10 protein-coding genes are annotated in these 14,769 nt (G+C 60.2%); all 10 read left to right on the top strand.

Translation table 11 applies throughout. The features are described from left to right. Nucleotides 1-87: 87 nt before the first annotated feature. The 10 genes from AB4N91_RS24795 to AB4N91_RS24750 all read left to right on the top strand — a co-directional run bounded on the left by AB4N91_RS24795 (nucleotide 88) and on the right by AB4N91_RS24750 (nucleotide 14,683). Complete coding sequence (locus AB4N91_RS24795) at nucleotides 88-1,152, top strand: pilus assembly protein PilM (protein ID WP_010464432.1); 1,065 nt, start codon at nucleotides 88-90, stop codon at nucleotides 1,150-1,152. After that, the gene (locus tag AB4N91_RS24790; protein WP_010464430.1) at nucleotides 1,152-1,718 is read left to right on the top strand and encodes a PilN domain-containing protein; all 567 of its coding nucleotides are present in this window, start codon (nucleotides 1,152-1,154) and stop codon (nucleotides 1,716-1,718) included. The genes AB4N91_RS24795 and AB4N91_RS24790 overlap by 1 nt, the downstream gene beginning before the upstream one ends. Then, on the top strand, nucleotides 1,715-2,338 hold the full coding sequence (gene pilO, locus AB4N91_RS24785; RefSeq protein ID WP_010464427.1) for a type 4a pilus biogenesis protein PilO: 624 nt from the start codon (nucleotides 1,715-1,717) through the stop codon (nucleotides 2,336-2,338). The genes AB4N91_RS24790 and pilO overlap by 4 nt, the downstream gene beginning before the upstream one ends. Beyond that, complete coding sequence (locus AB4N91_RS24780) at nucleotides 2,335-2,862, top strand: pilus assembly protein PilP (RefSeq protein ID WP_010464425.1); 528 nt, start codon at nucleotides 2,335-2,337, stop codon at nucleotides 2,860-2,862. The genes pilO and AB4N91_RS24780 overlap by 4 nt, the downstream gene beginning before the upstream one ends. Before the next feature lie 13 nt (nucleotides 2,863-2,875). Continuing rightward, nucleotides 2,876-4,957: a type IV pilus secretin PilQ gene (pilQ, locus tag AB4N91_RS24775; protein ID WP_042932443.1), complete on the top strand. Its 2,082-nt coding sequence runs from the start codon at nucleotides 2,876-2,878 to the stop codon at nucleotides 4,955-4,957. A 4-nt stretch (nucleotides 4,958-4,961) separates the two neighbouring features. Continuing rightward, nucleotides 4,962-5,480 carry a shikimate kinase AroK gene (aroK, locus tag AB4N91_RS24770; RefSeq protein ID WP_010464421.1) on the top strand — a complete coding sequence of 173 codons (519 nt, stop codon included), beginning with the start codon at nucleotides 4,962-4,964 and terminating at the stop codon, nucleotides 5,478-5,480. 151 nt (nucleotides 5,481-5,631) lie between these two features. Next, nucleotides 5,632-6,732, top strand: coding sequence for a 3-dehydroquinate synthase (aroB, locus tag AB4N91_RS24765; protein ID WP_102593630.1), 1,101 nt, complete (start codon nucleotides 5,632-5,634; stop codon nucleotides 6,730-6,732). 10 nt (nucleotides 6,733-6,742) lie between these two features. Then, nucleotides 6,743-8,341 (top strand): SPOR domain-containing protein, encoded by a 1,599-nt coding sequence (locus AB4N91_RS24760; protein WP_172792064.1) that lies wholly within the window; start codon nucleotides 6,743-6,745, stop codon nucleotides 8,339-8,341. 351 nt (nucleotides 8,342-8,692) lie between these two features. Continuing rightward, nucleotides 8,693-13,138, top strand: coding sequence for a glutamate synthase large subunit (gene gltB, locus AB4N91_RS24755; RefSeq protein WP_077747616.1), 4,446 nt, complete (start codon nucleotides 8,693-8,695; stop codon nucleotides 13,136-13,138). A 126-nt stretch (nucleotides 13,139-13,264) separates the two neighbouring features. Further along, nucleotides 13,265-14,683: an FAD-dependent oxidoreductase gene (locus tag AB4N91_RS24750; protein ID WP_010464413.1), complete on the top strand. Its 1,419-nt coding sequence runs from the start codon at nucleotides 13,265-13,267 to the stop codon at nucleotides 14,681-14,683. Nucleotides 14,684-14,769 lie beyond the last annotated feature (86 nt).

Genomic DNA, 14,769 nt, shown 5'->3' with positions numbered 1-14,769 from the left:
TCATTTGCGCTGCTGTCAAGACGGGTGGTTTGAACGCAATGGGTATTACAGAGTCCGTAAGACACGGATAGTCATAGGGAATTGGTAGTGCTAGGACTCTTCAATAAAAAAGCCAATACGCTTCTGGGCATCGACATCAGCTCCACGTCGGTGAAGTTGCTTGAGCTAAGTCGCCAGGGTGAGCGTTATCGGGTCGAGGCCTATGCGGTCGAGCCCTTGCCTACCAACGCAGTGGTTGAAAAAAATATCGCCGAGCTCGAAGGCGTGGGCCAGGCACTCGCACGCGTGCTGCTCAAGGCCAAAACCAACCTCAGGAATGTCGCCGTGGCCGTCGCCGGTTCGGCAGTCATCACCAAAACCATCGAGATGGACGCAGGTCTTTCCGACGACGAGATGGAAAACCAGCTGAAGATCGAGGCCGATCAGTACATCCCCTATCCATTGGATGAAGTCGCCATCGACTTCGAAGTCCAGGGCGTGTCGGTGCGTAACCCCGAACGGGTCAATGTGCTGCTGGCGGCCTGTCGCAAGGAAAACGTGGAGGTGCGTGAAGCCGCCCTGGCGCTGGCCGGCCTGACGGCGCGAGTGGTGGATGTCGAGGCCTATGCGCTTGAGCGGTCGTTCTCCTTGCTGGCGGGGCAACTGGCGGTCTCTCAGGAGGGGCTGACCGTGGCGGTGGTCGACATCGGTGCGACCATGACCACCCTGAGCGTGCTGTACAACGGGCGGATCATCTACACCCGGGAACAATTGTTCGGCGGTCGTCAGCTCACGGAGGAAATCCAGCGTCGTTATGGCCTGACCGTCGAACAGGCGGGGCTGGCGAAGAAGCAGGGCGGGTTGCCGGATGACTACGTCAGCGAAGTCTTGCAACCGTTTCGCGATGCGCTGGTGCAGCAGGTTTTCCGGTCGTTGCAGTTCTTCTTCGCATCCGGTCAGTACAACGCGGTCGATCACATCCTGCTGGCTGGCGGTACCGCGTCGGTCCCGGGGCTTGATCGCCTGATCGAGCAGCGGTTGGGCACGCCAACCCAGGTGGCCAATCCGTTCTCCGACATGGCATTGAGCAGTAAGGTCAACGCCGGGGCCCTGGCGAGCGATGCGCCAGCACTGATGATCGCTTGCGGGCTCGCCCTCAGGAGTTTCGACTGATGGCACGGATCAATCTTTTACCCTGGCGCGAAGAGCTGCGTGAAGAGCGTCGCAAGCGCTTTTTGCTGGCACTGGTCGGCGTATTGGTGTGCTCGGTGGGCGCGATTTTTATCGCGGACCAGGTCATCAGCAGCGCCATTGACCGACAAGTGGCCCGTAACGAATACATCGGCAAACAGATTGCCGTGGTCGACGAGCGCATCAAGCAGATCAGCGACCTGAAGTCCCGTCGCCAGCAGCTCGTCGAGCGCATGCGCATCATTCAGGACCTGCAAGGTAACCGTCCGATCAGTGGGCGGATTTTCGACCAGTTGGCGCGTACCCTGCCTGACGGGGTGTATTTCACCGAAGTGAAAATGGCCGGAAAAACCCTGTCCATTACCGGTGCAGCGGAATCGAACAATCGTGTTTCGGACCTGATGCGCAATCTGGATGCGTCCGACTGGTTCGATGCGCCGAGTCTCACGGAAGTCAAAGCCACCACCGCCGGTCAGCTGGATCAGGCCAACGTCTTTCAGTTGACCGTCCGTCAGACTCAGCCCGCCGTTGTGGAGGCTGGCAAATGAGCCCCTCGGAATGGTTCGAAAGCCTGCGCAAGATCGACATCAACGATCTGGACACCAACAACATGGGGTCCTGGCCGCCAGCGATCAAGGCCCTGGCGGGCGTCTTGCTCATGGTTCTGGTGTTGACCCTCGGCTACACCTTTTACATCAGCGATCAGGAAGATCACCTCGGACTCAAGCGTGAAGAGGAGTCGACCCTCAAGGAGCAATTCGCGAACAAGGCGCACATGGCGGCAAACCTGGAGCTGTATACCCAGCAGATGAAAGAGATGGAGAACTCTTTTGGCGTGTTGCTGCGGCAATTGCCCAGCGATACCGAGGTGCCCGGGCTGCTGGAGGACATCACCCGCACCGGCCTCGGTAGCGGGCTGGAGTTCGAAGAGATCAAGCTGTTGCCGGAGGTTGCCCAGCAGTTCTACATCGAACTGCCGATCCAGATCACCGTGACGGGTGCCTATCACGACCTGGCGACGTTCGTCAGTGGCGTGGCCGGGTTGCCGCGGATCGTTACGCTTCATGATTTCGACCTTGCGCCGGCCGACCCCGAGGGCGGTCCGAAACTACGCATGAGCATCCTTGCCAAGACCTATCGCTACAACGACAAGGGGTTGCAGAAATGAACCCGATTCGTTGCGTGTCGATGGTTGTGTTGCTCGCCGGCCTGGCCGGTTGCGGCAACGGCAATGACGTCGGCGACCTCGACGCCTTCATGAATGAAGTCCGCCTGCGGCCGCCGGGCAAAATTGAACCAACGCCGACATTCCGGTCTTACCCAACGTTCACCTATAACGCTGCCAACCTGCGCAGCCCGTTTTCTCGGCAGGTCAGGGTCGATCTGGCGGGGCAGAAGCGCGGCTCGCGCAACGTCAAACCCGACCCCAACCGGGCCAGGCAATACCTCGAAGGTTTCAACATCGAGCAGTTTGAAATGGTCGGCACGATCTCCAATGCCACCGGCTCCTTTGCGCTGTTGCGCGGGGCAGGCGGGGTGCATCGGCTGAAAGTCGGCGATTACCTGGGGCGTAACGATGGACGGATCGTCGCCATCAGCGGCTCGCAAGTCGATGTGGTCGAAATCGTTCCCGACGGCGAAGGCGCCTGGCTGGAACGGCCACGAACCATCCCTTTGAAAGAGCACTCATAGTGGAACTCGAATAATGAACAGGATTTTCTCAACCCTCGGTATCTCGCTATGGATAGCGTTGCTGTCGCCGATGGTACAAGCGGCCAACCTCAAAGCGCTGGATGTTGCTGCGCTGCCGGGTGATCGTGTCGAGTTGAAGTTGTCTTTCGATGGCCCGCCCCCACAACCTCACGGTTATACGACCGAGTCGCCGGCACGAATCGCGCTGGATCTGCCCGGGGTGGTGAATCAGCTTTCGAGCAAGAGTCGTGAGCTGGGTGGCGGCAATGCCCGTAGCGCGACGGTGGTGGAAGCCAAGGACCGGACGCGGCTAATCATCAATCTGACCCAGTTGACCCCGTACAGCGCCCGTGTCGACGGCAACAACCTGATTGTGGTGGTTGGCCAAGGCGCCAATAACAAAACGCCTCGGCCGACTACCCGCGCGCCTCGCGCCGCGACTGCAATGCCCGCCCCGACGAAAGCCTATGCGCCCGTGGGCAAAGCCATTCGCGGTGTGGATTTCCAGCGCGGTACGCAGGGCGAAGGCAATGTAGTGATTGATCTGTCGGATCCGTCCATCGCCCCGGACATCCAGGAGCGCGACGGAAAGATCATCCTGGGATTCGCCAAAACCCAATTGCCAGAACCGTTGCGCGTGCGCCTGGACGTCAAGGATTTCGCCACCCCGGTGCAGTTCGTCAATGCCAGCGCCACGGGGGATCGGGCCACGATCAGTATCGAGCCCAGTGGAGCCTTCGATTATTCGACCTACCAGACCGACAACAAGCTGACGGTCAGCATTCGTCCAATGACCGTCGACGACCTGCAAAAGCGCAACGCCGAACGTTTTGCCTATACCGGTGAAAAACTCTCGCTGAATTTCCAGGACATCGATGTGCGTTCGGTGCTGCAACTGATCGCCGATTTCACCAACCTCAATCTGGTGGCCAGCGACACGGTGCAGGGCGGCATCACCTTGCGTTTGCAGAACGTGCCGTGGGACCAGGCGCTGGACCTGGTGCTGAAAACCAAAGGCCTGGACAAGCGCAAGATCGGTAACGTCCTGCTGGTGGCGCCGGCCGATGAAATCGCCGCGCGTGAACGTCAGGAACTGGAATCGCAGAAGCAGATTTCCGAGCTCGCGCCTTTGCGTCGCGAATTGCTTCAGGTCAACTACGCCAAGGCCGCCGACATCGCCAAGCTGTTCACGTCGGTGACCAGTGCCGAAGCGAAAATCGACGAGCGGGGTTCGATCACGGTTGATGAACGGACCAACAACATCATTGCCTACCAGACCCAGGACCGACTCGACGAACTTCGTCGCATCGTCGCGCAACTGGATATCCCGGTGCGTCAGGTGATGATCGAGGCGCGAATCGTCGAAGCCAACGTCGACTACGACAAAAGCCTCGGCGTGCGCTGGGGCGGTTCGGTGCAGAACAAGGGCAACTGGAACACATCCGGCGTCAGCAATGGCTCGTCGACCACTATCGGTACTCCGGGCAGCACCAGTACCAACTCGCCGTTTGTCGACCTGGGCGCTGCGGGCAACACCTCGGGGATCGGCATCGCCTTCATCACCGATAACGTGTTGCTGGACCTGGAGCTGACCGCAATGGAGAAGACCGGTAACGGCGAAATCGTCTCACAACCCAAGGTGGTCACGTCCGACAAGGAGACCGCGAAAATCCTCAAGGGCACCGAGATTCCCTATCAGGAAGCCAGTTCCAGCGGTGCCACGTCGGTGTCGTTCAAGGAAGCGTCGCTGTCCCTTGAGGTCACGCCGCAGATCACCCCGGACAACCGGATCATCATGGAGGTCAAGGTGACCAAGGATGAGCCGGACTACCTGAACAAGGTCCAGGATGTACCCCCGATCAAGAAAAACGAGGTCAATGCCAAGGTCCTGGTCAATGATGGCGAGACCATCGTGATTGGTGGGGTTTTCTCAAATACTCAGAGCAAGGTTGTAGATAAGGTGCCATTTCTCGGTGATGTGCCGTATCTTGGCCGCCTTTTCCGGCGTGATGTGGTTTCGGAGAAAAAATCCGAGCTGCTGGTATTTCTCACTCCGCGTATCATGAATAACCAGGCGATTGCTGTGAGTCATTGATTCTGTGCGAAATTTGATTCTTGTTGGACCGATGGGGGCTGGAAAAAGCACCATCGGCCGGTTGCTGGCCAAAGAGCTGCGCCTGCCGTTCAAAGATTCCGATAAGGAAATTGAATTGCGCACGGGCGCCAATATCCCGTGGATTTTCGATAAAGAAGGCGAACCGGGCTTTCGTGACCGCGAGCAGGCGATGATTGCCGAGCTGTGCGGCTGCGACGGCGTGGTGTTGGCGACCGGTGGTGGCGCGGTGATGCGCGAAGCCAATCGTCGGGCGTTGCACGCCGGCGGTCGGGTGGTCTATCTGCATGCCTCTGTCGAGCAGCAGGTCGGCCGCACGTCCCGCGATCGCAATCGCCCCTTGTTGCGCACCGCTGATCCGGCCAAGACCCTGCGGGATCTGCTGGCGATCCGCGACCCGCTGTATCGGGAAATCGCTGACCTGGTGGTTGAAACCGATGAGCGGCCGCCGCGAATGGTCGTGCTCGATATTCTCGAACGCTTGCAGCAACTACCTCCCCGTTAAAGCGAGGCGCGAAATGCGCTATCCTCGGCGTCCTGTCACGACTGCTCATGGTTGTGGCGGATGGCTACCGAACGGCGTCACACCAGCAGACGCCGTGGACATTCGTTAATTCAAGGCAGGACGCCTGATTCCATCTTCACTGTGGGGACACATGCAGACACTCAAGGTCGATCTAGGCGAGCGCAGCTACCCGATTCATATTGGCGAAGGTTTGTTGGATCAGCCGGAACTGCTGGCACCGCACATCCGCGGACGGCAAGTGGCGATCATCTCAAACGAGACCGTTGCGCCGCTCTATCTCGAACGTCTGACCCGCAGCCTCGCGCAGTTCTCGGTGATTTCCGTGGTGCTGCCCGACGGCGAAGCCTTCAAGACCTGGGAAACCCTGCAACTGATTTTCGACGGCCTGCTGACTGCACGCCACGACCGCCGTACCACGGTGATCGCCCTCGGTGGCGGTGTGATTGGTGACATGGCCGGTTTCGCGGCTGCCTGCTATCAGCGCGGTGTCGATTTCATCCAGGTCCCGACCACGTTGCTGTCGCAAGTCGACTCCTCGGTGGGCGGCAAAACCGGGATCAACCATCCGCTGGGCAAGAACATGGTCGGCGCGTTCTATCAGCCGAACGTCGTGCTGATCGATACCGCGACCCTCAACACCCTGCCGGCCCGCGAACTCTCTGCGGGGCTGGCGGAAGTCATCAAGTACGGGCTGATCTGCGACGAGCCATTCCTGACCTGGCTCGAAGAAAACGTCGATCGCCTGCGCGCCCTGGACCAGGTCGCCCTGACGTATGCCATCGAGCGTTCCTGCGCCGCCAAGGCTGAAGTGGTCGGTGCCGACGAGAAGGAAACCGGTGTTCGTGCCACGTTGAACCTGGGCCACACCTTCGGCCACGCTATCGAAACCCATATGGGCTATGGTGTCTGGCTTCATGGTGAAGCCGTCGCTGCTGGCACCGTAATGGCTTTGGAAATGTCCGCGCGATTGGGCTGGATCAGCGAGCAAGAACGCGATCGCGGTATTCGCCTGTTTCAGCGTGCCGGCCTGCCGGTCATCCCGCCTGAAGAGATGACTGAAGCCGATTTTCTAGAACACATGGCAATTGACAAGAAAGTGATCGACGGTCGTTTACGCCTGGTGCTGCTGCGCCACATGGGCGAAGCGGTGGTGACCGACGATTATCCGAAAGAAGTTTTACAGGCCACGCTGGGAGCGGATTACCGCGCCCTGGCTCAGCTTAAAGGTTAATAAGATCCCGATGACTAGTTTGCATGCCGACGAGGCTTTCCTCGGCCATTACCAGTTGAGTCATGACCCTTTTGCTCCACGGGTGCCTGGCTTCAAATTCTTCCCGGCCCAGCGCAAACCGGTGCTGGGGCAGCTGCATCATCTGGCGCGCTATAGCCAGTTGCTGCTGGTGGTCACCGGCCCGCAGGGCAGCGGCAAGACCCTGTTGCGCCAGGCCCTGGTGGCCAGCACCAACAAGCAATCGGTGCAAAGCGTGGTGGTTTCCGCCCGTGGCGCTGGCGATGCGGCCGGCGTGCTGCATCAGGTGGCCCAGGCGCTGAACGTTGCCCAGGCGGAGGTCAATGCGATTCTGTCGCAGGTCGTGCAGCTGGCGCTGACCGGGCAGGAAGTCTATTTGCTGGTCGATGACGCCGAGCAGCTCGACGAATCCGCGCTGGAGGCCTTGCTGGCCCTGGCCGCCGGTGCGCCGGAAGGTCGTCCGCATGTGTTCCTGTTCGGTGAGTCGTCGCTGATTGCGCAACTGGACGCGCTGAGCCTCGAGGAAGAACGCTTCCACGTCATCGAGTTGCAGCCTTACACCGAAGAAGAAACCCGCGAATACCTGGACCAGCGGCTCGAAGGCGCCGGCCGGGGTATCGAACTTTTTACCGCAGATCAGATCTCTGATATTCACGAAAGCTCCGACGGCTGGCCTGGCAACATCAACCAGGTTGCCCGCGATGCAATGATCGAAGCCATGATTGCCAGCCGCTCAGCGGTCAAGCGTCCAAGTATGGGGTTCAACATGCCGAAGAAACACGTATTGGCGATTTCCGCCGTCGTCGTGGTCGCGGTAGCCGCCGCCTGGTTGATGCCGGGCCGCAGCAAAGCACCGACCACCGGCGCGCCGGCCAACGAACAGGCGCAACTGCCGCTCGGCCAGGGCACGCCACAACCTGATAGCGGCGGGGCACCTTCCGTCGAATTCGCCGGTAATTCGCAGCCGATGCCATTGCCGCTGGTCGGCAACTCGCAACCGGTCATGCGCGGTCCGCTGGCCGAAGCCGCCGGTGGCATCACCGAAGGCGACGACGGTGTGCCGGTCGAAGGTTCCAGCGCTACACCGCCAACCGTGACCACCACTGCGCCGCCGGCGGGCATCCAGCCTGGCCCTGCGCCGACGCCTGCCGCCAAACCGGTGCCTGCGCCGACTCAGGTTGCGACCGCCAAGCCAGTCCCGACTGCGCCAGCCGTGAAGCCGGCCCCAGCGCCAGCCAAGCCAGCCGCCGTGGCCACCGCCAAGCCTGTCGAGAAGCCAGCCGCCGCTCCTGCGAAAGGCGCTGGTGGCACCTGGTACGCCGGGCAGCCTACCAGCAACTATGTGGTGCAGATCCTCGGCACCAGCTCCGAAGCGACCGCGCAAAACTTCGTGAAAGAGCAGGGCGGCGAGTACCGTTACTTCAAGAAAGTCCTCAACGGCAAGCCGCTTTACGTCATCACCTACGGTAACTTCGCCAACCGCGATGCAGCCCTGACCGCCATCAAGGCCTTGCCAGCGAAGGTTCAGGCTGGTAAACCTTGGCCTCGCACTGTCGCCAGCGTCCAACAGGAACTGGCAACAACTCGCTGAAGATTCGGCGGCCTTACCCAGGCCGCCTCTCCAAGCACCTCAAAATTTCTACAAGTGCATGCCGCCTCTACAGGCCGTGTGCCTTGTGGTGTCTGCGTCACAGTAGTCTTTGAGTCGTTGCGGTCAAAATTAAAAAAGTTTTGACTAGCACAGCAGATCGCTTTAAACCTTTCACAAATGCGACATAGATTTGCGACAGTTCGTCGTCAAATTTGTGAGCCTCTGTGTCGCTGTGTACAATGACCACCCTTTTGCCCCCGCTAAAGCCGGCGAACGTTCGGCGCGGAACGCAAGTGGTTGAATTGAAAAGAAATTTGCCTCGAAAAGAGGCAGCCTGGTGAGAAAGTGTCTATGAAAGCAGGTCTGTACCAACCAGATGAATTCAAGGATAACTGCGGTTTCGGCCTGATAGCCCATATGCAGGGCGAGCCCAGTCATACCCTTTTGCAAACGGCCATCGAGGCCCTGACCTGCATGACCCACCGCGGTGGGATCAACGCCGACGGCAAGACCGGTGACGGTTGCGGTCTGCTGATTCAAAAGCCGGACGTGTTCCTGCGAGCCATCGCCCAGGAAACCTTCGGCGTCGAACTGCCCAAGCAATATGCCGTGGGCATGGTCTTCTTCAACCAGGACCCGGTCAAAGCTGAAGCCGCTCGCGAGAACATGAACCGCGAGATTCTGGCCGCCGGCCTGCAGCTTATCGGCTGGCGCAAAGTGCCGATCGATACCAGCGTCCTCGGCCGTCTGGCCCTGGAGCGCCTGCCGCAGATCGAACAGGTGTACATCGGCGGTGAAGGCCTGAGCGACCAGGACATGGCGATCAAGCTGTTCACCTCGCGTCGTCGCTCGTCCGTGGCCAACGCTGCCGATGCCGATCACTACATCTGCAGCTTTTCGCACAAGACCATCATTTATAAAGGCCTGATGATGCCGGCGGATTTGACCGCCTTCTATCCAGACCTCAGCGATCAGCGCCTGCAAACCTCGATTTGCGTGTTCCACCAGCGCTTCTCGACCAACACCCTGCCGAAATGGCCGTTGGCGCAGCCGTTCCGCTTCCTCGCCCACAACGGCGAGATCAACACCATCACCGGCAACCGTAACTGGGCCGTGGCCCGTCGCACCAAGTTCACCAACGATCTGATGGACCTGGAAGAGCTCGGCCCGCTGGTCAACCGTGTCGGTTCCGACTCCTCCAGCATGGACAACATGCTCGAGCTGATGGTCACCGGTGGCATCGACCTGTTCCGTGGCGTGCGGATGATCATTCCGCCTGCGTGGCAGAACGTCGAAACCATGGACCCGGATCTGCGGGCGTTCTACGAATACAACTCGATGCACATGGAACCGTGGGATGGCCCGGCCGGCGTGGTAATGACCGATGGTCGTTACGCGGTGTGCCTGCTCGACCGTAACGGTCTGCGTCCGGCGCGTTGGGTCACCACCAAGAACGGTTTCATCACCCTGGCCTCGGAAATTGGCGTCTGGAACTACCAGCCTGAAGACGTGATCGCCAAGGGACGTGTGGGCCCGGGCCAGATCTTCGCCGTGGACACCGAAACCGGTCAGATCCTCGACACCGACGCCATCGACAACCGCTTGAAGTCCCGTCATCCGTACAAGCAATGGCTGCGCAAGAATGCCCTGCGCATCCAGGCGACCATGGAAGACAACGACCACGGTTCGGCTTTCTACGATGTCGACCAGCTCAAGCAATACATGAAGATGTACCAGGTCACGTTCGAAGAGCGCGACCAGGTATTGCGTCCGCTCGGCGAGCAGGGCTACGAAGCCGTCGGCTCGATGGGCGACGATACGCCAATGGCCGTGCTGTCCCAGCGAGTGCGCACGCCATACGACTATTTCCGCCAGCAGTTCGCGCAGGTCACCAACCCACCGATCGACCCGTTGCGTGAAGCCATCGTCATGTCGCTGGAGATCTGCCTCGGTGCCGAGCGCAACATCTTCCAGGAGTCGCCGGAACACGCCTCGCGCGTGATCCTAAGCTCGCCGGTCATTTCGCCGGCCAAGTGGCGTTCGCTGATGAACCTGGATCGTCCGGGCTTCGAGCGCGCGATAATCGACCTCAACTACGACGAAAGCGTCGGCCTCGAAGCGGCCATCCGCAACGTCGCCGATCAGGCTGAAGAAGCCGTGCGCTCCGGCCGCACCCAGGTCGTGCTGAGTGACCGCCACATTGCCCCGGGCAAGTTGCCGATCCACGCTTCGCTCGCCACCGGCGCGGTGCACCACCGCCTGACCGAGAAAGGCCTGCGTTGCGACTCCAACATCCTCGTGGAAACCGCCACCGCTCGTGACCCGCATCACTTTGCGGTGTTGATCGGTTTCGGCGCCTCGGCGGTCTATCCGTTCCTGGCCTACGAAGTGCTGGGCGACCTGATCCGTACCGGTGAAGTGCTGGGCGACCTTTATGAGGTGTTCAAGAACTACCGCAAAGGCATCACCAAAGGTCTGTTGAAGATCCTGTCGAAGATGGGTATCTCGACCATTACCTCGTACCGCGGTGCGCAGTTGTTCGAAGCCATCGGCCTGTCTGAAGAAGTCTGTGAGCTGAGCTTCCGTGGCGTACCGAGCCGCATCAAGGGTGCGCGTTTCGTCGACATCGAAGCCGAGCAGAAAGCCCTGGCGGCCGAAGCCTGGAGCCCGCGCAAGCCGATCCAGCAGGGCGGTCTGCTGAAGTTCGTCCACGGTGGCGAATATCACGCGTACAACCCGGACGTGGTCAATACCCTGCAAGCCGCTGTGCAGCAGGGCGACTACAGCAAGTTCAAGGAATACACGGCGCTGGTGGACAACCGTCCGGTGTCGATGATCCGCGACCTGTTCAAGGTGAAGACCCTGGACACGCCGCTGGACATCAGCGAGATCGAACCGCTGGAATCGGTGCTCAAGCGCTTCGACTCCGCCGGTATCTCGTTGGGCGCCCTGTCGCCGGAAGCCCACGAAGCCCTGGCCGAAGCCATGAACCGCCTCGGTGCGCGTTCCAACTCCGGCGAAGGCGGCGAAGACCCGGCGCGTTACGGCACCATCAAAAGCTCGAAAATCAAGCAAGTCGCGACTGGCCGTTTCGGTGTAACCCCGGAATACCTGGTCAACGCTGAAGTGCTGCAGATCAAAGTCGCTCAGGGCGCCAAGCCCGGTGAAGGGGGGCAGCTGCCAGGTGGCAAGGTCAACGGTCTGATCGCCAAGCTGCGTTACGCGGTGCCGGGCGTGACCCTGATTTCGCCGCCGCCGCACCACGACATCTATTCGATCGAAGACTTGTCGCAGTTGATTTTCGACCTGAAACAAGTCAACCCGAAGGCCCTGGTCTCGGTGAAGCTCGTTGCAGAAGCGGGCGTCGGCACCATCGCCGCCGGTGTGGCCAAGGCCTACGCGGACTTGATCACCATCTCCGGCTACGACGGCGGCACCGGTGCATCGCCGCTGACGTCGATCAAATACGCCGGTGCTCCGTGGGAGCTCGGCCTGGCCGAAACCCACCAGACCCTGCGTGGCAACGACCTGCGCGGCAAAGTCCGGGTGCAGACCGACGGCGGCCTGAAAACCGGCCTCGACGTGATCAAGGCCGCGATCCTCGGCGCTGAAAGCTTCGGCTTCGGCACCGCGCCAATGATCGCGTTGGGCTGCAAATACCTGCGCATCTGCCACCTGAACAACTGCGCCACCGGCGTCGCCACTCAGAACGAGAAGCTGCGCAAGGATCACTACATCGGGACCGTCGACATGGTGGTGAATTTCTTCACCTACGTCGCCGAAGAAACCCGCGAGTGGCTGGCCAAGCTGGGCGTGCGCTCCCTCGAAGAGCTGATCGGTCGTACCGATCTGCTGGATATCCTCGAAGGCCAGACCGCCAAGCAGCAACACCTGGACCTGACCCCGTTGCTCGGCAGCGATCACATCCCGGCAGACAAGCCCCAATTCTGCCAGGTCGACCGCAACCCGCCGTTCGACAAGGGCCTGCTGGCCGAGAAAATGGTCGACATGGCCACCTCGGCCATCAACGACATGAGCGGCGCTGATTTCGCCCTGGATATCTGCAACTGCGACCGTTCGATCGGCGCGCGGATCTCCGGTGAAATCGCCCGCAAACACGGCAACCAAGGCATGGCGAACGCGCCGATCACCTTCCGCTTCAAAGGGACGGCCGGTCAGAGCTTCGGCGTGTGGAACGCCGGCGGCCTGAACATGTACCTGGAAGGCGATGCCAACGACTACGTCGGCAAAGGCATGACTGGCGGCAAGCTGGTTATCGTTCCGCCGAAGGGCAGCGTCTACAAGACTCAGGACAGTGCCATCATCGGCAACACCTGCCTGTACGGCGCCACGGGCGGCAAGTTGTTTGCCGCCGGCACCGCGGGTGAGCGGTTTGCCGTGCGTAACTCCGGTGCTCACACCGTGGTCGAAGGCACTGGCGATCACTGCTGCGAGTACATGACCGGTGGTTTCGTCTGCGTCCTGGGCAAGACCGGCTATAACTTCGGCTCAGGCATGACCGGTGGTTTCGCCTACGTGCTCGACCAGGACAACAGCTTCGTTGACCGGGTCAACCACGAACTGGTGGAAATCCAGCGGATCAGCGGTGAGGCGATGGAAGCCTATCGCAGCCACCTGCAACGCGTGCTGAACGAATACGTCGAGGAAACCGACAGCGAGTGGGGTCGTAACCTCGCTGAAAACCTCGATGACTATTTGCGTCGTTTCTGGCTCGTCAAACCTAAGGCGGCGAGTCTGAAATCTCTGCTCTCAAGTACTCGTGCGAGTCCGCAATAAACGACGCAGCGGCAAGTCGCAAGCTTCAAGCGCCAAGCTTGAAGCTTGCGCGGTGTGGCGGATTAATTTGATTTTATTGCAGCTTGAAGCTTGTAGCTTGAAGCTGTCGTGTACGAGGTTTTGAAGATGGCCGAACGTCTCAGCAACGACTTCCAATTCATCGATGTCGGGCGCAAAGATCCGAAGAAGAAACTGTTGCGTCAACGCAAGAAAGAGTTCGTGGAGATCTACGAACCCTTCAAACCCCAGCATTCGGCCGATCAGGCCCACCGCTGCCTGGGTTGCGGTAACCCGTATTGCGAATGGAAGTGCCCGGTGCACAACTTCATTCCGAACTGGCTGAAACTGGTGGCCGAGGGCAACATCCTCCAGGCCGCCGAGCTGTCGCACCAGACCAACACCCTGCCGGAAGTCTGCGGTCGGGTGTGCCCGCAGGATCGTCTGTGCGAGGGTGCCTGCACCCTCAACGACGGCTTCGGCGCGGTGACCATTGGTTCGGTCGAGAAGTACATCACCGATACCGCGTTCGCCATGGGCTGGCGCCCGGACATGTCCAAGGTTATACCGACCGGCAAGCGTGTTGCGGTGATCGGTGCAGGCCCGGCAGGTTTGGGTTGTGCCGACGTGCTGGTACGCGGCGGTGTGACCCCGGTGGTGTTCGACAAGAACCCGGAAATCGGCGGTCTGCTGACCTTCGGTATCCCCGAGTTCAAGCTGGAAAAGACCGTGCTGAGCAATCGTCGCGAAGTCTTCACCGGCATGGGTATCGAGTTTCGCCTGAACACCGAAGTGGGCAAGGACGTGACGATCGAGCAACTGCTCGAAGAATACGATGCCGTGTTCATGGGCATGGGCACCTACACCTACATGAAGGGCGGCTTTGCCGGTGAGGATCTGCCGGGCGTGCATGACGCGCTCGACTTCCTGATCGCCAATGTCAACCGCAACCTGGGCTTTGAAAAGTCGCCGGAAGATTTCGTCGACATGAAAGGCAAGAAGGTTGTGGTGCTGGGCGGCGGCGACACGGCGATGGACTGCAACCGCACCTCGATTCGCCAGGGTGCCAAGTCGGTGACCTGCGCTTATCGTCGTGACGAAGCGAACATGCCGGGCTCGCGCAAAGAGGTGAAGAACGCCAAGGAAGAAGGGGTGAAATTCCTCTACAACCGCCAGCCGATCGCCATCGTCGGTGAAGACCGCGTCGAAGGCGTGAAGGTGGTCGAGACCCGTCTCGGCGAACCGGACGCCCGTGGCCGTCGCAGCCCCGAGCCGATCCCGGGCTCCGAAGAGATCATCCCGGCCGACGCCGTGGTCATCGCATTTGGTTTCCGTCCGAGCCCGGCGTCGTGGTTCGAGCAGTTCAGCATCCAGACCGACAGCCAGGGCCGCGTGGTGGCCCCGGAACAAGGTCAGTACAAGCACCAGACCAGCAACCCGAAAATCTTCGCCGGTGGCGATATGGTTCGCGGATCTGATCTCGTGGTAACGGCGATCTTCGAAGGCCGTAATGCGGCCGAAGGGATCCTGGATTACTTGGGCGTCTGATCACTTTCCAGAACTGGAATGCGATCAATTGTGGGAGCGAGCCTGCTCGCGAAAGCGGTGGATCAGTCAACAGAGATGTTGAATGT

It is taken from the genome of Pseudomonas sp. H3_D04 (genome assembly GCF_054669175.1).
This window is presented reverse-complemented; position numbering and strand designations above follow the sequence as displayed.